General features: G+C 54.5%; 19 protein-coding genes. 3 read left to right on the top strand and 16 right to left on the bottom strand.

Annotated elements, in window-relative coordinates:
- Nucleotides 1–153: 153 nt before the first annotated feature.
- Nucleotides 154–1,908 (bottom strand): gamma-glutamyltransferase, encoded by a 1,755-nt coding sequence (gene ggt, locus ACSZPU_RS00285; protein WP_498994324.1) that lies wholly within the window; start codon nt 1,906–1,908, stop codon nt 154–156.
- Between the two features lie 121 nt (nt 1,909–2,029).
- Between ggt and ACSZPU_RS00280 the strand changes: the two genes are divergently transcribed.
- Complete coding sequence (locus ACSZPU_RS00280; RefSeq protein ID WP_498994389.1) at nt 2,030–2,482, top strand: DUF2756 family protein; 453 nt, start codon at nt 2,030–2,032, stop codon at nt 2,480–2,482.
- Here the strand turns inward: ACSZPU_RS00280 and ugpQ are convergent.
- From ugpQ to livK, 12 genes are all read right to left on the bottom strand, one after another.
- The gene (gene ugpQ / locus ACSZPU_RS00275; RefSeq protein ID WP_498994322.1) at nt 2,479–3,219 is read right to left on the bottom strand and encodes a glycerophosphodiester phosphodiesterase; all 741 of its coding nucleotides are present in this window, start codon (nt 3,217–3,219) and stop codon (nt 2,479–2,481) included. The two genes, ACSZPU_RS00280 and ugpQ, sit on opposite strands and share 4 nt — an antisense overlap.
- Nucleotides 3,216–4,289, bottom strand: coding sequence for a sn-glycerol-3-phosphate import ATP-binding protein UgpC (locus tag ACSZPU_RS00270; protein WP_498994319.1), 1,074 nt, complete (start codon nt 4,287–4,289; stop codon nt 3,216–3,218). Before ACSZPU_RS00270 ends, ugpQ begins: the two co-directional genes overlap by 4 nt.
- A gap of 1 nt (nt 4,290) precedes the next feature.
- Nucleotides 4,291–5,136: a sn-glycerol-3-phosphate ABC transporter permease UgpE gene (gene ugpE, locus ACSZPU_RS00265; RefSeq protein ID WP_498994315.1), complete on the bottom strand. Its 846-nt coding sequence runs from the start codon at nt 5,134–5,136 to the stop codon at nt 4,291–4,293.
- On the bottom strand, nt 5,133–6,020 hold the full coding sequence (gene ugpA, locus ACSZPU_RS00260; protein WP_498994312.1) for a sn-glycerol-3-phosphate ABC transporter permease UgpA: 888 nt from the start codon (nt 6,018–6,020) through the stop codon (nt 5,133–5,135). Before ugpA ends, ugpE begins: the two co-directional genes overlap by 4 nt.
- 80 nt (nt 6,021–6,100) lie before the next feature.
- Nucleotides 6,101–7,417, bottom strand: a complete 1,317-nt coding sequence (gene ugpB / locus ACSZPU_RS00255) for a sn-glycerol-3-phosphate ABC transporter substrate-binding protein UgpB (RefSeq protein ID WP_498994309.1) — start codon at nt 7,415–7,417, stop codon at nt 6,101–6,103.
- A 176-nt stretch (nt 7,418–7,593) separates the two neighbouring features.
- Complete coding sequence (locus ACSZPU_RS00250) at nt 7,594–7,962, bottom strand: type II toxin-antitoxin system death-on-curing family toxin (protein WP_498994306.1); 369 nt, start codon at nt 7,960–7,962, stop codon at nt 7,594–7,596.
- Nucleotides 7,959–8,180, bottom strand: a complete 222-nt coding sequence (locus ACSZPU_RS00245) for a type II toxin-antitoxin system Phd/YefM family antitoxin (protein ID WP_498994304.1) — start codon at nt 8,178–8,180, stop codon at nt 7,959–7,961. The genes ACSZPU_RS00250 and ACSZPU_RS00245 overlap by 4 nt, the downstream gene beginning before the upstream one ends.
- A 144-nt stretch (nt 8,181–8,324) precedes the next feature.
- Nucleotides 8,325–9,038 (bottom strand): high-affinity branched-chain amino acid ABC transporter ATP-binding protein LivF, encoded by a 714-nt coding sequence (gene livF / locus ACSZPU_RS00240; protein WP_354691532.1) that lies wholly within the window; start codon nt 9,036–9,038, stop codon nt 8,325–8,327.
- 1 nt (nt 9,039) lies between these two features.
- Entirely contained in the window at nt 9,040–9,807 is a 768-nt protein-coding gene (gene livG / locus ACSZPU_RS00235) for a high-affinity branched-chain amino acid ABC transporter ATP-binding protein LivG (RefSeq protein WP_090083923.1), read from the bottom strand.
- The gene (locus tag ACSZPU_RS00230; protein ID WP_498994297.1) at nt 9,804–11,081 is read right to left on the bottom strand and encodes a high-affinity branched-chain amino acid ABC transporter permease LivM; all 1,278 of its coding nucleotides are present in this window, start codon (nt 11,079–11,081) and stop codon (nt 9,804–9,806) included. The genes livG and ACSZPU_RS00230 overlap by 4 nt, the downstream gene beginning before the upstream one ends.
- Entirely contained in the window at nt 11,078–12,004 is a 927-nt protein-coding gene (gene livH, locus ACSZPU_RS00225; protein ID WP_498994294.1) for a high-affinity branched-chain amino acid ABC transporter permease LivH, read from the bottom strand. The genes ACSZPU_RS00230 and livH overlap by 4 nt, the downstream gene beginning before the upstream one ends.
- A 173-nt stretch (nt 12,005–12,177) precedes the next feature.
- A complete protein-coding gene (gene livK, locus ACSZPU_RS00220) occupies nt 12,178–13,287 on the bottom strand; it encodes a high-affinity branched-chain amino acid ABC transporter substrate-binding protein LivK (protein ID WP_498994291.1) in 1,110 nt (369 codons plus the stop codon).
- A 427-nt stretch (nt 13,288–13,714) separates the two neighbouring features.
- Between livK and panM the strand changes: the two genes are divergently transcribed.
- On the top strand, nt 13,715–14,107 hold the full coding sequence (panM, locus tag ACSZPU_RS00215) for an aspartate 1-decarboxylase autocleavage activator PanM (RefSeq protein WP_498994288.1): 393 nt from the start codon (nt 13,715–13,717) through the stop codon (nt 14,105–14,107).
- Nucleotides 14,108–14,382: 275 nt separating this feature from the next.
- On the opposite strand, the gene ACSZPU_RS00210 is transcribed toward panM, so the two are convergent.
- Complete coding sequence (locus ACSZPU_RS00210; protein WP_498994285.1) at nt 14,383–15,486, bottom strand: branched-chain amino acid ABC transporter substrate-binding protein; 1,104 nt, start codon at nt 15,484–15,486, stop codon at nt 14,383–14,385.
- A 252-nt stretch (nt 15,487–15,738) separates the two neighbouring features.
- Nucleotides 15,739–17,004 (bottom strand): 4-aminobutyrate--2-oxoglutarate transaminase, encoded by a 1,266-nt coding sequence (locus tag ACSZPU_RS00205; RefSeq protein ID WP_498994282.1) that lies wholly within the window; start codon nt 17,002–17,004, stop codon nt 15,739–15,741.
- Between the two features lie 107 nt (nt 17,005–17,111).
- On the opposite strand from ACSZPU_RS00205, the gene pdxR reads away from it, so the two are divergent.
- Nucleotides 17,112–18,650 carry a MocR-like pyridoxine biosynthesis transcription factor PdxR gene (pdxR, locus tag ACSZPU_RS00200; RefSeq protein ID WP_498994280.1) on the top strand — a complete coding sequence of 513 codons (1,539 nt, stop codon included), beginning with the start codon at nt 17,112–17,114 and terminating at the stop codon, nt 18,648–18,650.
- A gap of 62 nt (nt 18,651–18,712) precedes the next feature.
- On the opposite strand, the gene rpoH is transcribed toward pdxR, so the two are convergent.
- The gene (gene rpoH / locus ACSZPU_RS00195; protein ID WP_498994277.1) at nt 18,713–19,570 is read right to left on the bottom strand and encodes an RNA polymerase sigma factor RpoH; all 858 of its coding nucleotides are present in this window, start codon (nt 19,568–19,570) and stop codon (nt 18,713–18,715) included.
- Nucleotides 19,571–19,821 lie beyond the last annotated feature (251 nt).

Raw genomic sequence — 19,821 nt, 5'->3', positions numbered from 1 at the left:
TCCCGGCCAGCCGTCAACGCCTCATCGATTTTCAGCCGGACCCTGGCATCGCGGTGACTGTTTTATTCTCATGGCGCAGTGTTATCGCTGTAAAACGTAATATCACTGGGGATCCCTCCCCTACCGGGGAGAGGATTTGAGTGGGGAGAAAAATTAGTACCCCGCCGTTAAATCGTCCACCGTCCTGGGGTCAGACGCACCGTACAGCGTGCCGTCCGGGCTAACCATAATGCTCTGCGTACTGCCCATCGCCTCTTTCACCGCCACCTTATGTCCTTTCTGCTCCAGCAGCTTGAGGGTATCCGGGCTAAAGCCTTTTTCGACGCGCAGCTCATCCGGCAACCACTGATGATGAAAACGCGGGGCATTGGTCGCTTCGGCGACGTTCATTCCAAAATCGATGCTGTTCAGTACGATTTGCAGCACAGTCGTGATGATACGGCTACCGCCCGGGCTGCCGGTGACCAGCCAGGTTTTCCCGTCTTTCACCACGATAGTCGGCGACATGGAAGAGAGCGGACGCTTGCCTGGCCCGACCGCATTCGCATCGCCGCCCACCAGCCCGTAAACGTTCGGCACGCCGGGTTTCGCCGAGAAGTCATCCATTTCGTTATTCATCAGGATGCCGGTATTCCCCGCCACAATCCCGGTCCCGAAGGTGGTGTTAAGGGTGTAGGTCACCGCAACGGCATTGCCGTCTTTATCCACCACCGAGAAGTGGGTGGTTTGATTACTTTCGTAAGGCTCGAGCTTGCCGGGGCGAATCTGGCTCGACGTTTTCGCTTTGTTGACGTCAATTTGCTGGGCCAGTGATTTCGCATACGCCTTGTTGGTCAGCGCCTGCCAGGGCACCTTCACAAAATCCGGGTCGCCAAGGTATTCCGACCTGTCGGCATAGGCGTATTTTTCCGCCTCCGCCATCACCTGCATCGTATCCGCGCTGCCGAAGCCATATTTGGCAAGGTCAAAGTTCTCCAGAATATTGAGAATTTGCACAATGTGGATCCCCCCGGAGGACGGCGGTGGCATGGAGAAAACCTGATAACCGCGATAGTCGCCGCTGATGGGCGTGCGTTCGACCGCTTTGTAATTGGCCAAATCTTCTTTGGTCATCAGCCCGCCGTTTTTGCTCATCTCCTGGGCAATCTGATCGGCAATCGATCCTTTGTAGAACACGTCCGGCCCTTTCTCGGCAATCATCTCCAGGCTCTTCGCCAGGTTAGCCTGAACCAGCTTGTCGCCTTTTTTCAGCGGTTCGCCATCCTTCCAGAAGATGGCTTTGCTGTTTTCATGGTTTGGCAGCACTTCGCTGCCATAGGTTTTGAGATCGTCTGCCAGTGCGTCATTGACCACAAAGCCTTGTTTAGCCAGCTTGATGGCGGGCTGTACCACCTTGTTCAGTGGCAACGTGCCATATTTTTCCAGCGCCAGTGAGAAACCCGCCACCGTACCCGGCGTACCGGAGGCTAAGTGTGAGATGAGGGATTTTTTGCTGTCCGGGTTGCCCTGGTCGTCAAGAAACATATCGCGCGTTGCCGCTGCCGGGGCCATTTCACGAAAATCGATGGTGGTCGTTTTGCCGTCTTTGGTACGAATCATCATAAACCCGCCACCGCCGAGATTACCGGCCTGCGGGTGGGTCACCGCCAGCGCATAGCCAACCGCCACCGCCGCATCCACCGCATTGCCACCCTGTTTGAGGATATCGACGCCGACGCGGGTCGCGGTTTCATCAACGGACGCCACCATCCCCTGCTTCGCGCGAACCGGATGGAAGACATCCGCCTCAACGCCATAGGACACCGGCGCGGGTGCCGTAACGGGCGGAGGCGCCGCCGCAACGCTAAAACATCCTCCCGCCATCAAAGCGGCAATCGCCACCCAACGCGCAAACTTCTGTTTCATCATCGTCGTTCTCCAGAGAAGGGGCTATAGTCCCCGCTTAAGCCTGGTTCAGAACTCCTAAAAGATCATTGTAATGAGTGAAACGGAGTAAACTTAGGAGAAGCCTCAGAAGGAGGAAATGATGATGAAACGATTACTTATTCTGGTCACGTTTTTGCCGTTGGCCGCGTTCGCACAGCCGATCAACACTACCAATAACCCCAACCTGCCGGGTTATCAGATCCCGAGTCAGCAGCGGATGCAGACACAGATGCTGAACCAACAACAGCAGCAAAAAGGGATGTTAAATCAGAATTTGCAGACGCAAACGCGCCTGCAACAGCAGCATCTGGAAGCGCAGATTAACAATAACTCCCAACGGGTAAGGCAGGCTCAGCCGGGGGAGCTCGATCCCAGCACCCAGCAGGTGCTCCCGAACACAAACGGCAGCATGTTGAACCAAAGCGTTAACAGCAACGCCACGCTGGGCCAGCAGCAACACATGTTGCCCGCTAATCAGACAGGCAGCAGCATGCTGAATCAGAGCAATGTCAGCACGCCACAGGCCAATATTCCGCTGAAAAACGTCACGCCTTAAGGCTGAAAATCCGGGCCGATGGATTCAATGTTGTCGGTGCAGATGCAATCAACGCCCCAGCGTAGCAGCTGAGATGCGCGCTGCGGGCGGTTGACGGTATAGACCAGAATGCGTAACCCGGCATCCCGCAGCATGTCCACCCGCTCTTCATCAAGAAGCTCGTGATTAAGATGGATGGAGACACACTCCAGACGAGAGGTCAGTTCCTGCCAGTCATCACGCCATTCATCCAGCAGCAGCCCGCGCGGTAATTCGGGTACCGCCGCCTTCGCCGCTTCCAGCGCATCAATTTCGAATGACGACAGCAGCGGTGCGGTCATGCCAGCCCAGAGTTCACGCGCGGCCAGCGCCACCACTTTGCCCGTCAGCGGGCCGGTGCCGGTCGTCGGTTTAATTTCGATGTTCGCCATCATGCCATACTGACGGCAACGGTCTGCAACCTGCGACAGTAGCGGTAGCGGTTCGCCTTTGAACTCCCCGCTAAACCAGCCGCCCGCATCCACTTTCAGCAGGTCACTCCATTCCAGTTCCCCGGCAACACCCCAGCCGTTGCTGGTGCGTTCCAGGTTATCGTCATGCAGCAAAAAAATATGCCCATCTTTCGACAACTTTGCGTCGAACTCGATCATCGTGTGACCACAGCGGGCACCCACGTCAATCGCCGCCAGCGTATTTTCCGGGGCGAGTTTACCGCCGCCACGATGGGCGGCGACGTGGGGGTAAGGCCAGTTACTCATACACGTTGTCCTGTTTCACCGTCAAAAAGGTGCAGGTGATTTTCCGGCATATGCAACCATAAGGTGCTGCCCTGCGCCGGGCGCTCCTGGTGCGGTAAACGAACCACCAGCTTGTGATCGCCCCAGCGACCGTGGGCCAGGTTATCCGCACCGAGCATCTCAAGCGTATCCATCACCAGCGGTACACCACCTGCGGACTGAGAGCTTAACGCAATATGTTCCGGGCGGATACCCAGCGTCATTTTACGTCCGGCATAACCGCGATAGAACCAGTTAATGGGCAGCGCCATACCACTTTCGAGTTCAAAATGGGTACCGGTGTTGCTGATACGCCCATCGAGTAAATTCATTGCCGGGCTACCGATAAAGCTCGCAACAAAGCGGCTGGCCGGTTTTTCATAGACTTCGACAGGCGTGCCGATTTGCTCCGCGACGCCTTTATTCATCACCATCACGCGCTGGGCCAGGGTCATCGCTTCCACCTGATCGTGGGTCACGTAGAGCGAGGTCGTTTTCAGGCGACGATGCAAATGCTGCAGCTCCAGACGCATCTGGACGCGCAGTTTCGCGTCCAGATTCGATAAGGGTTCATCAAACAGGAATACCGCCGGATCGCGCACAATCGCACGCCCCATCGCCACACGCTGGCGCTGGCCGCCGGAGAGTTCACGCGGACGACGCTTAAGCAGGCCGTCGAGTTCCAGAATACGGGCCGCCTCTTTAACGCGCTCGGCAATGTGCTCTTTGCCCATACCGCGGATTTTCAGCCCCCAGGCCATGTTCTCTTCCACGCTCATATGCGGGTACAGCGCATAGTTCTGGAACACCATCGCGATACCGCGATCTTTTGGCTCCGCTTCCGTCACACGCTGGCTATCAATCCAGATATCGCCCGTACTGACACGCTCGAGGCCGGCAACCATGCGGAGCAGCGTCGACTTACCGCAACCGGATGGCCCAACCATCACAATGAACTCACCGTCCGCGACGTCCAGCGTCAGCGGTTGAATGACCTGCGTTTTGCCGTTATCCCAGCTCTTAGTAACTGCCTGTAATTTAAGACCTGCCATGTTATTTCTCACTGTCGACCAGGCCACGCACGAAGGCTCTCTGCATGGCAAAAACGATAACGACCGGGGGAATCAGAGTGAGCAGCATTGCCGCCATCACCTGGTTCCACTGTGTAGTGCCCTCACCTGCGGCAATCATGCCTTTAATGCCTGCAACAGCGGTGCCCAAATTGACGTCGCTGATGATAAGCAAAGGCCATAAATACTGGTTCCAGCCGTAGATGAAGGTAATGACAAACAGCGCCGCCAGATTGGTTTTTGACAGCGGCAACACGATGTCCCAGAAAAAGCGCATCGGCGATGCGCCATCAATACGCGCCGCTTCCATCAGCTCATCCGGCAGCGTCATAAAGAACTGGCGGAACAGAAAGGTCGCGGTGGCGGAAGCCATCAGCGGTAGCGTTAACCCGGTGTAGCTGTCGAGCATTTTCAGGTTGGCGATCACTTCCACCGTCGGGAAGATACGCACTTCGACCGGCAGCATAAGGGTGATAAAAATCATCCAGAAGAAGAGATTACGCAGCGGGAAACGGAAACAGACAATGGCAAAGGCTGACAGCATCGACACGGCGATTTTGCCCACCGTAATGCCAAACGCCATGATGAAACTGTTAAGCATCATCAGCCAGAACGGTGCGCTGTTAACCCCTACGCCGTTAACCCAAATCGCTTTCATGTTTTCCAGCAGGTGCGTGCCGGGAATCAGGGTCATGGGCGTTTCAAAAACGGCTTTGTTATCCAGCGTCGCGGCCACAAAGGCGACATACATCGGGAACAGGATCGTCACAATGCCCAGAATCAGTATGATATGACAGAACAAAGTTAGCCCGGGGCGATTCTCAATCATTGGTAGCGCACCTTACTTTCAACATAACGGAACTGAACGACGGTCAGCACAATGACCAGGAACATCAGCACCACCGACTGCGCGGCGGAGGCAGAAAGATCCAGCCCGACAAAACCTTCGCGGTAAATCTTGTAAATAAGCGTCGTCGTCGCCTGTACCGGGCCGCCCGCCGTCGCCGCATCGATCACCGGGAAGGTATCAAAGAAGGCGTAAACCAGGTTGACCACCAGCAGGAAGAAACTCACCGGAGCAATCAGCGGCAGCGACAGCTTGAAGAAGCGGCGAATCGGCCCTGCGCCATCAATCGCCGCGGCTTCCACCAGAGAACGGGGAATGGATTGCAGTGCAGCGAAGAAGAATAAGAAGTTGTAACTAATCTGCTTCCAGATAGACGCGAACACCACCAGGAACATAGCCTGGCCGCTGTTTTGCGCGTGGTTCCAGTCGTAACCAAACTGCTCGAGAAAGTGGGTGATCAAACCGCGTCCGGGGTTAAAGAGAAAGATCCACAGCACAGCGGCGACCGCCGGGGCGACGGCGTACGGGAGCAGCATCAGCGTCTGATAGACGCGGCTGCCACGCACCACGTTATCCACCAGCGCGGCAAAGAACAGGGACGATAACAGACCAAAAAAGGTCACCAGCGCACTAAAGCGCATCGTCGTCCAGAAAGAGTCGAGGTAATAGCTGTCGTGGAACAGGGCCACGAAGTTATCCAGACCGACAAACTGACTCGACAAACCGAACGGGTCAACGCTTTGCACCGAGTACCACAGCGCTTCGCCAGCGGGCCAGATAAAGAAAATAACGGTGATAACCAGTTGAGGCGCAACCAGCAGATAGGGCAACCAGCGCGAACGAAACACCGGACGGGATGAGGACATAATTAAGCTCTGAGTTGTATTTTCCCCTCACCCTAACACTCTCCCTTTCAGGGAGAGGGCGGGGGTGAGGGTGTAAACTATTAAGACTTAGTCGACTGCTCGAAGCGGCGCAGCAACTGATTACCACGCTCTACAGCCGCGTCCAGCGCCTGCTGCGGGGTTTTCTTACCGGTCCACACACTTTCCAGCTCTTCATCCACAATGGTACGAATCTGCGGCATGTTGCCCAGACGCATGCCTTTGGTGAACGGCAACGGCGGCTTGTTCAGCATCTGGCGCGTCGCGATGTCTGCACCTGGGTTTTTGTCGTAGAAGCCTTCTTTACGGGTCAACTCATACGCAGCAGTGGTGATCGGCAGGTAGCCGGTTTTCTGGTGCCATTCAGCAGCGATTTCCGGTTTAGCCAGGAATTCCAGGAACTGTGCAACGCCGGTATAGGTCGGCTTGTCTTTGCCCTGCATAACCCACAGGCTGGCCCCGCCGATGATGGCGTTCTGCGGTGCGCCTTTCACATCAGCGTCGTAAGGCATCATGCCGACACCGTAGTTAAATTTGGCGTAATGACGGATGTCAGCCAAAGAACCAGAAGAGGCGGTGGTAATGGCGCAGTCACCGTTATAGAACTTCTCGGTAGACTCGTCTTTACGACCGAAGTAGCTGAAATCGCCCTTCTTGTTCAGCTCTTCGAGCATGGCGATGTGTTTCACCTGCTCTGGTTTGTTGAACTCCAGAACCGCATCAGTACCATCGAAACCGTTGTTTTTGGTCGCAACCGGCAGACCGTGCCATGCGCTGAAGTTTTCAATCTGAATCCAGCCCTGCCAGCCGCTGGCGTAGCCGCATTTCATGCCAGCTGCTTTCAGCTTAGCCGTGTAAGCCGCCAGGTCCTGCCACGTTTTCGGCGGCTGCTCGGGATCTAAGCCTGCTTTTTTGAAGGCATCTTTGTTGTAGTACAGCACCGGCGTAGAGCTGTTGAACGGCTGAGACAGCAGGTGGCCAGTTTTAGAATCGGTGTAGTAACCGGAAACGGTCGGCACGAACTGGGATTCATCAAAGTTGATGCCCGCGTCTTTGAATACTTCGTAGACCGGTTTAATGGCTTTCGACGCCATCATGGTCGCCGTACCCACTTCGTAAACCTGCAGCATGGCAGGTGCGTTACCGGTACGGAACGCGGCGATACCCGCACTCAGGCTCTGCTCGTAGTTGCCTTTGTACACCGGCACAATTTTGTAATCCGGGTGGGTTTCGTTGAAACGTTGCGCCAGGGAGTCAACTTCTTTGCCTAACTCCCCTTCCATGGAATGCCAGAATGGGATTGTAGTGACAGCCATTGCGTTGCCTGCAAAGATCAACCCAAGAGCCAGTCCTAAAGCTGTGTGTCGTAACGGTGTCATTCGGTTTTCTCTCTTGTTGTGCCGGATGCGCGATATCACGCGTTTTATGCTCGCGAGGTAACATGACATGCTCGAATGACAGAAAAATAACCTTTTAATTACAATAGAGTTACAGCCAGGCGTCAGGAAGATGGCGGGGGGATGATGGATTGATGAAGGTTAGATGGCGGGCACGTTTACCCGCGAAGACCAGAAGCAATATCTTCCAGCGAGAGTCTACCTGCCGCAGCCTCTACCGTTAAGGCAACAAAAGCAGGGTTTGCAGCCAGATCTATACCATTGCGCTTGAGAAAAACGAGTGTGACAAATAACGCAGTACGTTTGTTGCCATCATTAAAAATGTGCCCACGCGAGATAGCCATTAAATGCATCGCCGCTAGCAACCAGATGTCAGTGACCCCTTCATACTCATATTTATTCAGGACACGGTAGAGCAGTGCCTCAGCACGGCCCGGATCGGACATACCCGCCACACCAGGCGTAACCTGTAACAGCTTGTCGTGAAGACGGATTATCTCTTCCGCTGAGATAAACTGGATCGTCATTTATCAGCCAGTTCCCTTATTTCATTGCCATGGACCGACATAATGGCATCAAACTCTGCATCCAGCTTCGCGGCCTGATAGCGTTCAAATTCCTCAGCGCTAATAATCACCGCGGATTTATGCCCCCGACGCGTAATGGTAACGGGGGTACCTGTTGCAGCGGTTTCCAGTGCAGAAGCCAGATTCTGCCGCACCTCACTGTAGTTCATTGTGCGCATAACGCCTCCGGAGCTGTACGTTCTAATTGTACAACTATAGCGTACAGAAAACAAAAAAGCCGGGTGGCTACTTCGCCTTACCCAGCCCTTTCATATGAGTACAAACATTAAAAAAGGCAACTTACGTTGCCTTTTTGCTTTTACCTAGCCGCCCAGATACGCGCTACGCACCGCTTCGTTTGCCAGTAGCGCATCGCCGGTATCTTCCAGAACCACGTGACCGTTTTCCAGCACATAGCCGCGGTCGGCGAGTTTCAGCGCCTGGTTGGCGTTCTGCTCGACGAGGAAGATGGTCATTCCTTCTTTGCGCAGCTGTTCGATGGTATCGAAAATCTGCTGAATGATGATCGGCGCAAGGCCCAGTGACGGTTCGTCCAACAGCAGCAGACGCGGCTGGCTCATCAGCGCACGGCCAATCGCCAGCATCTGCTGTTCACCACCGGACATGGTGCCCGCACGCTGAATACGACGTTCATGCAAACGCGGGAACAGTTCGTAGACCCACTTGATGCGATCCTGGAACTGGTCGCGATCAGCAAAGAAGCCGCCCATCGCCAGGTTTTCTTCCACGGTCATACGGGAAAAGACGCGACGCCCTTCCGGCACAATCGCCACCGCTTCACGCATGATCTTCGCCGTCTGCCAGTCGGTAATGTCTTTGTCATCAAAAACAATACGCCCGCTGGTCGCACGCGGATCGCCGCACAGGGTCCCCAGCAGCGTGGTTTTACCCGCACCGTTGGCACCGATCAGGGTGACAATCTCGCCCTGATTGATGTGCAGGCTGACATCGTGCAACGCCTGAATTTTGCCGTAGTGGGCACTAACTTTGTCAAAAGACAACATGACTTTTTCCATCTTATGCCTCACCAAGATATGCACGGATCACGTCCGGATTGTTACGAATTTCTTCCGGCGTACCGTTAGCCAGCGGCGTCCCCTGGTTGACGACATAAATACGGTCGGAGATCCCCATCACCAGCTTCATATCGTGCTCAATGAGCAGGATGGTGGTGTTGTGGTTGTTACGCAGCTCAACGATTAACTCGTCCAGCTCTTTGGTCTCTTTCGGGTTCAGGCCTGCCGCCGGTTCATCCAGCATCAGGATTTCCGGCTGCGTCACCATGCAACGGGCAATTTCCAGTCGACGCTGGTCGCCGTAAGCAAGGTTGCTTGCCTGACGGTTGGCATGCTCAAGCAGACCAATACGCTCAAGCCAGGTGGCGGCGCGGTCCAGCGCTTCGCTCTGCGCACGGCGGAAGGACGGCGTTTTCAGCAGGCCGGAGAAAACTCCGGTTTTCAGCTGCTGATGCTGTGCCACCAGCAGGTTTTCAATCACTGTCATTTCACGGAACAGACGCACATGCTGGAAGGTACGCACCACGCCCATACGCGCGATTTGCTGGCCCGGCAGCCCTTCCAGGTGCTGGTCGCGCAGCATGATGGTACCGCCCGTCGGTTTGTAGAAACCGGTCAGGCAGTTAAAGACGGTGGTTTTGCCGGCCCCGTTCGGGCCAATCAGCGAGACGATTTCCTGCGGATGTAAATCCAGCGCCACGTTGTTAACGGCCAGCAGGCCGCCAAAACGCATCATCAGGCCGTTTACGGATAACAATGGCTGGCTCATGCCTGCTCTCCTTTCGCCTGACCTTTTCTCAGTTTCAGTTGCACACGGGTCATCGGCAGCAAGCCTTGAGGACGCCAAATCATCATCAGTACCATCAAACCACCCAGCATCAACATACTGTATTCGTTGAAATCGCGCATCAGCTCGCGGGAAACCACCAGTAGAATCGCCGCCAGGATAACCGCAAACTGCGAACCCATACCGCCCAGTACCACAATCGCCAGCACAAACGCGGATTCCGCGAAGGTGAAGGATTCCGGGCTGACAAAGCCCTGACGTGCGGCAAACAGCGTACCGGCAAAACCGGCAAACGCGGCGCTGATGGTGAACGCGGTCAGTTTGATACGGGTCGGGTTCAGACCCAGAGAGCGACAGGCGATCTCATCTTCACGCAGCGCTTCCCAGGCACGGCCCAGCGGCATACGCAGCAGACGGTTAATCACAAACAGGGTGACCACCACCAGCAGCAGCGCAACCATATAAAGGAAGACAACACGGTCACTGGGGTCATAAGGTACACCAAAGAAGTTGCTGAACGTATCCCAGCCGCCTTCACGTGCGCTACGGCTGAACTCCAGACCGAACAGCGTTGGTTTTGGAATCTGGCTGATCCCGTTCGGACCACCGGTAATTTCGGTATTGTTCAGCAGCAGAATACGGACGATTTCACCGAAACCGAGGGTCACAATCGCCAGATAGTCACCGCGCAAACGCAGTACCGGGAAGCCAAGCAGGAAACCCGCCGCCGACGATACCAGCCCCGCCAGCGGCAGACAGGTCCAGAAACCGAGACCGTAATAGTGGTTCAGCAACGCGAAGGTGTAAGCACCGATCGCATAGAAACCGCCATAACCCAGCACCAGCAGGCCGGACAGACCTACCACCACGTTCAGCCCGAGGCCGAGGATGATGTAAATCATGGTCATGGTGGCGATGTCCACCGTACCGCGAGAGACCACAAACGGCCATGCCACGGCAGCCACCAGCAGGGCCACCAGGAACACCTTCTGCTTCACGGTCGAACCGTCAATCGCCGGCAGGACGAATTTTGGACCCGAAACGTTTTTCAGGGTCTTCTGGTAAACAGGACGCAGCAACTGGAAGAAAAAGACCACTGCGGTGCCAATGAATACCCACTCCCAGCGAATGCTCGCTGCGGTGTTGACCACCAGCTTCGTGCCATCGAGCTCTAACTGCACGCCCATAAAGACGCCCGCCAGCACGAAAAACATGAAGGCGGAGAACAGCGCCATCGCAAAATGCATCGGTTTCATACTTTTTCAACCTCCGGGCGACCCAGGATACCGGTCGGCATCACCAGCAGCACCACGATCAGCAGTGCGAACGCCACTACGTCTTTATATTCCGTACTCAGGTACGCCGAGGAGAGTGCTTCGGTGATGCCCAGAATCAGGCCGCCGATCATCGCACCCGGAATGCTACCGATACCGCCCAGCACCGCTGCGGTAAAGGCCTTCATCCCCGCCATAAAGCCGATATAGGGGTTGATTACGCCATAGAACTGGCCGAGCAGCACGCCCGCCACTGCCGCCATCGCTGCACCGATCACGAAGGTCAGGGCAATCACGCGGTCAGTGTTGATGCCGAGCAGACTCGCCATTTTCAGATCTTCCGAACAAGCGCGGCAGGCGCGACCCATACGGGAATAGCGGATAAACACGGTCAGGGCCAGCATCGACACCAGGGTCACTATCCAGATAACCAACTGCATGGTGGTGATGGTGGCAGCGAAGTTATCACTGCTCCCTACCGTCCACTGGCCGTTAAACAGGCTCGGCAACGCCACGTCACGTGAACCTTCGGTCAGGCTGACATAGTTTTGCAGGAAGATAGACATCCCGATAGCGGAGATAAGTGCAATCAGACGCTTGGAGTTGCGCACCGGGCGATAGGCCACGCGCTCAATACTCCAGCCGTAGGCGCTGGCAATGACGATAGCGCCGACAAAACCTGCGGCAACCAACAGCCATCTGGTGTCGATGCCCATCATCATCAGGGCGGCAATAATCATAAAGGAGACATAGCTGCCGATCATATATACCTCGCCGTGGGCGAAGTTGATCATGCCGATAATGCCGTACACCATGGTGTAACCAATGGCGATCAATGCATAGGTGCTTCCCAGCGTCACGCCGTTAAACATCTGCTGCAAGAAGTAGAGAAACTGCTCGGACATAACGTAACCTTTCTAAACCCGACAAGCCGGGATGTTGAACCCCCACTCTAAATAATTCGAGTTGCAGGAAGGCGGCAAGTTTGTTCATCCCCGGAAGCGTACAAGTCGTACGTGACCGGGGTGGATAAACGCAGCCAACGCATCTGCGGCGCGAAGTATGATGAGTGGTTGCCTTATTTGGCTACCGTGGACGAACCATCGGCATGCCACTGGAAGACTCCGAAATCAAATCCTTTCAAATCGCCTTTCTCATCCCAGTTCAGCGGCCCAATCACGGTTTTAGCTCCGTTAGCTTTTAAATCTTTCACCAGCGCGAGCGGTTCACTGCTGCCAGAACGCTCCATTGCCTGCGCCAGGGACTGTACTGCGGCATAGGTGATCCAGACATACGGACCACTCGGGTCTTTCTTCTCGGCTTTTAACGCGTCGACGATGGCCTGGTTAGCCGGGTCCTGGTCGTAACGCTTCGGCATCGTCACCATCATGCCTTCCGCCGCATCGCCCGCGATATTGGACAGGGATGCGTTACCGACGCCTTCCGGCCCCATAAACTGGGTTTGCAGGCCATTTGCACGGGCCTGACGCAGAATCTGCCCCATTTCCGGGTAATAGCCACCGTAGTAGACAAAATCGATATTTTCTTTCTTCAGACGCGCAACCAGTGCGGAGAAGTCTTTCTCACCGGCGGTAATGCCGTCGAAGAAGACAATATTCGCGCCACCGGATTTGAGGCCTTCCTGAACGGAACGCGCCAGACCTTCACCGTACTGCTGTTTGTCGTGAATGATCGCAATACGCTGCGGTTTAACCGTGCCGAGGATATATTTCGCCGCGGTCGGCCCCTGCGAAGAGTCCAGGCCCGCAGTACGCATAATGTGCTGGTAGCCGCGCTGGGTCAGTTCCGGGTTGGTCGCGCCGGGGGAGATCATCAAAATGCCTTCATCTTCGTAGATGTCAGACGCGGGCTGCGTTGACGATGAGCAGAGATGACCAATAACGTATTTAATACCGTCGTTGACGACTTTATTCGCCACTGCAACGGCTTGTTTCGGGTCACAGGCGTCGTCGTATTCTACAGCGACCAGTTTGTCGCCCTTAACGCCGCCTTTAGCGTTGATATCTTTGATAGCCTGGCGCGCACCGTTGAACTCCATATCGCCCCACTGAGCAATCGGACCGGACATCGCCCCCACAACCGCAACTTTTATATCTTTCGCCATGGCCGCGTGAGACATCGCAAGTACAACAATCCCCGCGATTAATGTCTTCGCGTTCCTTCTCATGCTGAAATCCTCGTTCGTGATGTCGTGTGTAAATATATTGTTTTTTTATGGTTAAAAAGCATTCTGTACTTTTTATAGACAACGCTATTTTTACCAATGCCATGAATGATTTAGCGCAGTTTTTTGGCAAAAACCAGACTAATATCTCTATATTTCATGCGATTAAGCAGAGATAATATTCTGTATTAACCGGGAGATAAACAAAAAAAGTCCAGCCGCTAGCATAAAATAATGGTACAAATAGCGGAATAAATCACTACCTTTCAGTTAAAAATACTGCCTGCTTTTCGATCCCTAATGTTTAAATCTGCCGCAACGCTTGCCTCAAAAGTAATCGCCTGCAAATCGAAATCTAAAAAAGTAACAGCCCGTTTCAGGTGAAATTGTTTACACTGCAATTATCTTTTGAGACATGGACAAGCTGTAAATGAAATTGACCATCATCCGTCTGGTAACCTTTACCGATCAGGATCATATTGATTTAGCTAAAGTCTGGCCGGAGTATTCCCCTGCATCGCTGCACGTTGACGAAACACATCGTATTTATGCGGCACGCTTTAATGACCGCCTGTTAGGCGCGGTTCGCGTGACCCTCAGCGGCACCCAGGCTGCGCTCGACTCACTGCGCGTGCGTGATGTCACCCGCCGCCGCGGCGTTGGCCAATACTTGCTGGAAGAAGTGATCCGCGAGAACCCGTTTGTTACCACCTGGTGGATTACCGAAGCAGGCGTAGAAGACCGAAATATTATGGCGGCCTTCGCCCAGGCAATGGGCTTTACGGCTGAGCAAGATGGCTGGGTAAAAAGCGTGAGCGCCTGAGAAAAGTAGCCCGGATAAGCGTAGCGCATCCGGGAAACTAGCTCTGTGCGGCCTGATGCTCTCACCCCAACCCTCTCCCACGGGGAGAGGGAGCAACCACTAAAAATGGCAACCCTGAGGTTGCCATTTTGCTTTTATTATCGTGCAGATTTGACCAGGAATTTCGTGCTACAAGAAGGCGGCAAAGACGTTAATCCCCGGGAGCTTACATCAGTAAGTGACCGGGGATAACGGATACAGCCAACGCACTTGTGGTGCGAAAGGCGAAGGTCAAATTATTTTGCGTCGGTGGCGGTGCCATCAGCATGCCAGGTGAACACGCCGAACTCAAAGCCTTTCAGGTCACCCTTCTGATCCCAGGACAACGGCCCCATAACGGTCTCAACAGAGTTGCCTTTCAGCCAGGTCGCGATAGCTGCCGGGTCAGAAGACTGGTTCAGGCCAGCGGCCAGAGACTGCAGCGCAGCGTAGGTGGTCCACACGAACGCGCCGCTCGGATCCTGTTTCTTCGCTTTGATCGCGTCTACGATAGGTTTGTTCGCCGGGATCTGGTCGTAGTTTTTCGGTTTGGTCACTAACATACCTTCGGCAGAATCGCCTGCGATGTTAGACAGAGAAACGTTCGCTACGCCTTCCGGGCCCATGAATTTGGTTTGCAGACCGGCAGCACGAGACTGGCGCAGGATCTGGCCCATCTCCGGGTGGTAGCCACCGTAGTAAACGAAGTCGATGTTTTCTTTCTTCAGACGCGCAACCAGCGTGGAGAAGTCTTTCTCGCCAGCGGTGATACCGTCAAAGAACACCACGTTCGCGCCGCCTTTTTTCAGGCCATCCTGTACTGCGCGCGCCAGACCTTCACCGTACTGCTGTTTGTCATGGATAACGGCAATGCGCTGCGGTTTAACGTGTTCCAGAATGTATTTTGCAGCCGTCGGGCCCTGGTCAGAGTCCAGACCGGTGGTACGCAGGGTCAGCTTATAACCACGTGCAGTCAGCTCCGGTGCGGTCGCTGCTGGCGTGATCATCAGAATACCTTCGTCTTCATAGATGTCGGATGCAGGCTGAGTGGAAGAGGAGCACAGGTGACCAATAACGTATTTGATGCCGTCGTTAACCACTTTGTTCGCTACCGCAACTGCTTGTTTTGGGTCACACGCATCATCGTATTTGGTGATAACCAGTTTGTCGCCTTTGATACCGCCTTTCGCGTTGATATCCGCAACAGCTTGCTCAGCGCCAGTAAATTCCTGATCTCCATATTGCGCAACCGGGCCAGACATCGCACCCACGACAGCAACTTTGATATCTTTCGCGAATGCCATGTTGCTCATCGCTAACGCGACACATCCTGCCAGTAACGCTTTACCCTTCATTTTCATCCTGAGATTCCCCATTGTTTATGGTGATTGCATTTGTTGTGATGTTGTTGTTTGACACATTATTTTGCTGGCGGTCATAAACAAAGAATATGATAGTAGTCAGCAGGGATGCTGCCCGTGTCTTAGCAGCATTCTCTGCTAAAACATACCCCATTTTCTGAAATTTGGAACAACAATTTTGAAGGTTATATAACAAGCGGATGACAGTTTGTCAGAAAGCCGCCAGGCGGCGGCTTTCATTCGGCAGGGCAATTAGTGGGTCAGCGACTGGTAGATAATATCCAACGCTTTACGGAACTGAACTTCCGGAATCGTCAGCGGATAGAGGAAGCGAATCACGTTGCCGTAGACACCGCAGCTCAGCAGCAACAGCCCGGCGGCCAGCGCTTTATCCTGCACCTGCTTCGTGAACTCGGCAGACGGCGCGCCCGTTTGCGGGTCGTTGAACTCCACGGCCACCATGGAACCTTGCGCACGGATATCGGCAATATATGCGCACTCGCTCTTCGCTTTCGTCAGCACTTCCACCAGATGTTTGCCCAGATGGTTCGCGCGTTCGCACAGGTTCTCTTCTTCAATCACATCCATTACGGCATGTGCAGCAGCAACGGCCAGTGGGTTACCGGCATAGGTACCGCCTAAACCACCCGGTGCCGGTGCATCCATAACCTCCGCGCGCCCCGCCACCGCAGACAACGGCAGGCCGCCCGCCAGGCTTTTCGCCATGGTGATAAGATCCGGTTTGACACTGTAATGCTCCACCGCAAAAAGTTTACCGGTACGCGCAAAGCCGGACTGCACTTCATCGGTAATCAGCAAAATACCGTGGCTATCGCACAGCTTACGCAGCGCCTGCATAAAATCATCAGGGGCGATATTAAAACCACCTTCGCCCTGCACAGGCTCAAGCAGGATAGCCGCCACCTGATCGGCTGCGATATCCGCTTTGAAAATACGATCCAGGCTTTTCATCGCGTCTTCGGTGCTGACGCCATGCAGCGCGTTCGGGAACTGCGCATGGAAAATGGAGCCAGGGAACGGGCCAAAGCCAATTTTATACGGTGCTACTTTCCCGGTCAGCGCCATGGTCATATAGGTACGACCGTGAAAACCGCCGCCAAAGGTAATGATGCCAGGACGTTTGGTGTAGGCGCGGGCAATTTTTACCGCGTTTTCCAGCGCTTCTGCCCCAGTCGAGAAAAAGGCCGTTTTGGCCTGGCCGTCTACCGGCACACGTTCGTTAATGCGTTCCGCCAGCGAGACATAGCTTTCGTACGGGACAATCTGATAGGCCGTATGGGTAAACGCCTGCAGCTGTTTTTCCACCGCTGCGACGATTTTTGGGTGACGATGCCCGGTATTGAGCACCGCGATCCCGGCGGCGAAATCAATGACCTCGTTGCCTTCCACATCCCACAGCGTCGCGTTTTCTGCTTTCTCAGCATAGAAACCACACATCACGCCAATACCGCGCGGTGTCGCCTGTAAACGGCGTTGATGTAATTCGTTATTCTTCACCTTAAACTCCCCCGTCATTGATTCATTTCGCAGCAACCACCTTTTGCAACAATGACACAAGCGGTCCTATAATCGAGTACCAGTTTTGAATAATTAAGGGATCCAATTTGCGTTCGCTTGTGTGTGATTTACTGCAGTTGCGTCTGGACGAACAAACCGGAGGCAAACTGCATAAGAAATTATATAACGCGATTCGCCTGTCGATCCTCGAAGGGAGCCTGCCGCCGCAAAGTCGCCTGCCACCGAGCCGGGATTTGGCGGCGGAACTTCACCTGTCGCGCAATACGGTGCTGACGGTTTACGAGCAGCTTCTGGCAGAGGGGTATGTGGTTTCCCGTGCGGGAAGCGGTACTTTTGTGGCACAGACTGTGCCGGACAGCTTGCTTTCGGCCCCCCTCTCTCCAGCAGGAAATGGTACCGGCGATCTTCCGTCTCATCTTTCGACACGTGGCCAGGTGCTGTTGCAAAAAAGCAGCGCCAGCCCGCGCCAGTGGGGAGCATTCTTACCCGGCGTGCCCGATGTCAGCGCCTTTCCCCACGCCCTGTTTCGCAAAATCCAGGCGCGAATCAGCCGCAAACCACAGGCCAGCCAACTCTCTTACAGTAATGCCGGCGGCAGCCTGGCCTTACAGCAGGCCCTGGTGGAATATCTGCGCGTCACCCGTTCCGTGCGCTGTAGCGCAGAGCAAATCCTGATAACCGAAGGCATCCACCAGGCCATCGATCTGGTCTCACGTATGCTGTGTAATCCCGGCGATAGTGCGTGGATTGAAGAACCGGCCTACTGGGGAATTCGTAACGTATTGACGATGAACGGCGTCGAACTGCAGGCGAGCGACGTCGATCTTTCCGGTATGAACCCACCGGAAACCGGGGACACGCCACCGAGGTTGATTTTCGTCACTCCCTCTCATCAGTATCCGCTGGGCTGCGTGATGAGTCTGGAGCGACGTCAACGCCTGCTGGCACTCGCCCGGCAGACGAGAAGCTGGATTGTTGAGGATGATTACGACAGCGAATTTCGTTTTTCCGGCCAGCCGATCCCCGCACTACAGGGGCTGGTTGATGACGCACCGGTTATTTACACCGGGACATTCAGCAAAACGCTCTATCCCGGACTGCGTCTGGGGTATCTGGTGTTGCCACGCCCATTGATGCAGGCCCTGAAAACGGCACATGCGGAATTGTATCGCGGCGGACGTTTACTGGATCAGGAAGCGCTGGCGCAGTTTATTACCGAAGGACACTACACGGCGCATATCCGGCGGATGCGTCTGCTCTATGCCCGCCGTCGCGCCCGGCTGGCGAGCCTTATCATCGATGCGCTGGGTAAAGAGGCGCTGAGTGAATATAACGACAATGCCGGGCTGCACCTGGTGCTCTCACTGCCTACGGAGTGTGATGATGTTGCGCTTTCCCGACGTGCGAACGAGCGCGGGATTCTGGTGCGGGCGTTGTCGCGGTATTACTCTGGCGACAAGCCGTTGAAAGGTCTGCTGATGGGGTTTGCTGCGATGGAAGAAGAAGAGATGGAATCGGCGTTTACGATTTTGCTGGCCTGTCTGATCCCGGATGCGGCGTCGCCTTATCCGGGCTACGTAGATCGCGCCTCGCTCAACAACCCAACCCTGAAAACAAAACCCTGAGCCCCAGAAAACAAAAAGCCGGGTAGCTCTCGCTGACCCGGCCCATCATTTAACGCACAGACTTACGCTTCGATTGCGGCACGCAGTTTCTTCATCGCGTTCTTTTCCAGCTGACGCACACGTTCAGCGGAAACACCATATCGATCTGCCAGTTCCTGCAGCGTTGTTTTGTTCTCTTCGTCCAACCAGCGTGCGCGGATAATCGCCTGGCTACGCTCGTCAAGACCTTGCATCGCATCCGTCAGCTTGTTAGCAGCCTGCTCTTCCCAGTTATCGTCTTCGATGCCATCGGCAAAGTTAGACGATTTATCCTGCAGATAGAGTACCGGTGCCATTGGCTGGCTATCGGAAGATTCATCATCAGGCGACATATCGAAAGTCATGTCCTGCGCCGCCATACGTGATTCCATTTCACGCACGTCTTTGCTGGTCACGCCCAGTTCACGAGCAACCATTTCCACTTCGTCCTGGTTAAACCAGCCCAGACGCTGCTTGGTTTTACGCAGGTTAAAGAACAGCTTACGCTGTGCTTTGGTAGTGGCGACTTTCACGATACGCCAGTTACGCAGCACGTACTCGTGAATCTCTGCTTTAATCCAGTGCACGGCGAAAGAGACGAGGCGCACACCCACTTCCGGGTTGAAGCGACGCACGGCTTTCATCAGGCCGATATTGCCTTCCTGGATCAGATCCGCCTGCGGCAGACCGTAGCCCGAATAGTTACGAGCAACATGAACAACAAAGCGCAGGTGGGACAGGATCAGCGTCTTAGCTGCTTCCAGATCGCCCTGGTAATGCAGCTTTTCAGCCAGTGCCCTTTCTTCATCAGCCGTCAACATCGGCCATGCGTTCGCAGCCCGGACGTAAGATTCCAGGTTACCAACAGGGGCTAAAGCTAAAGATTGCATTTCTTTGGTCATTCAAATCCTCTCAATTTTACATCCGACTGGCGGCGGTCTGTCCCCATCAGGCAACAAACATGCCAGCGTTAATGAGCAACGAGAATATCATTCACTCTTGTATCAGACAGTGATTTTATCCACAAGTTCCAGGCTGGATTGTGAATAGATTGCGCACAAAATGTGACACAAGGATGAAAAACCGCGGCAAGGGAAAGGAGATATTCTTTATACGCTTTCCCTGCGACGGGAATACTGCATTGCAGGGAAAG

This window comes from Phytobacter sp. V69 (assembly GCF_965644215.1).
Classification (GTDB): domain Bacteria; phylum Pseudomonadota; class Gammaproteobacteria; order Enterobacterales; family Enterobacteriaceae; genus Phytobacter.
The sequence above is the reverse complement of the archived record's forward strand: the minus strand, read 5'-3'. Positions and strand labels throughout refer to the sequence as shown.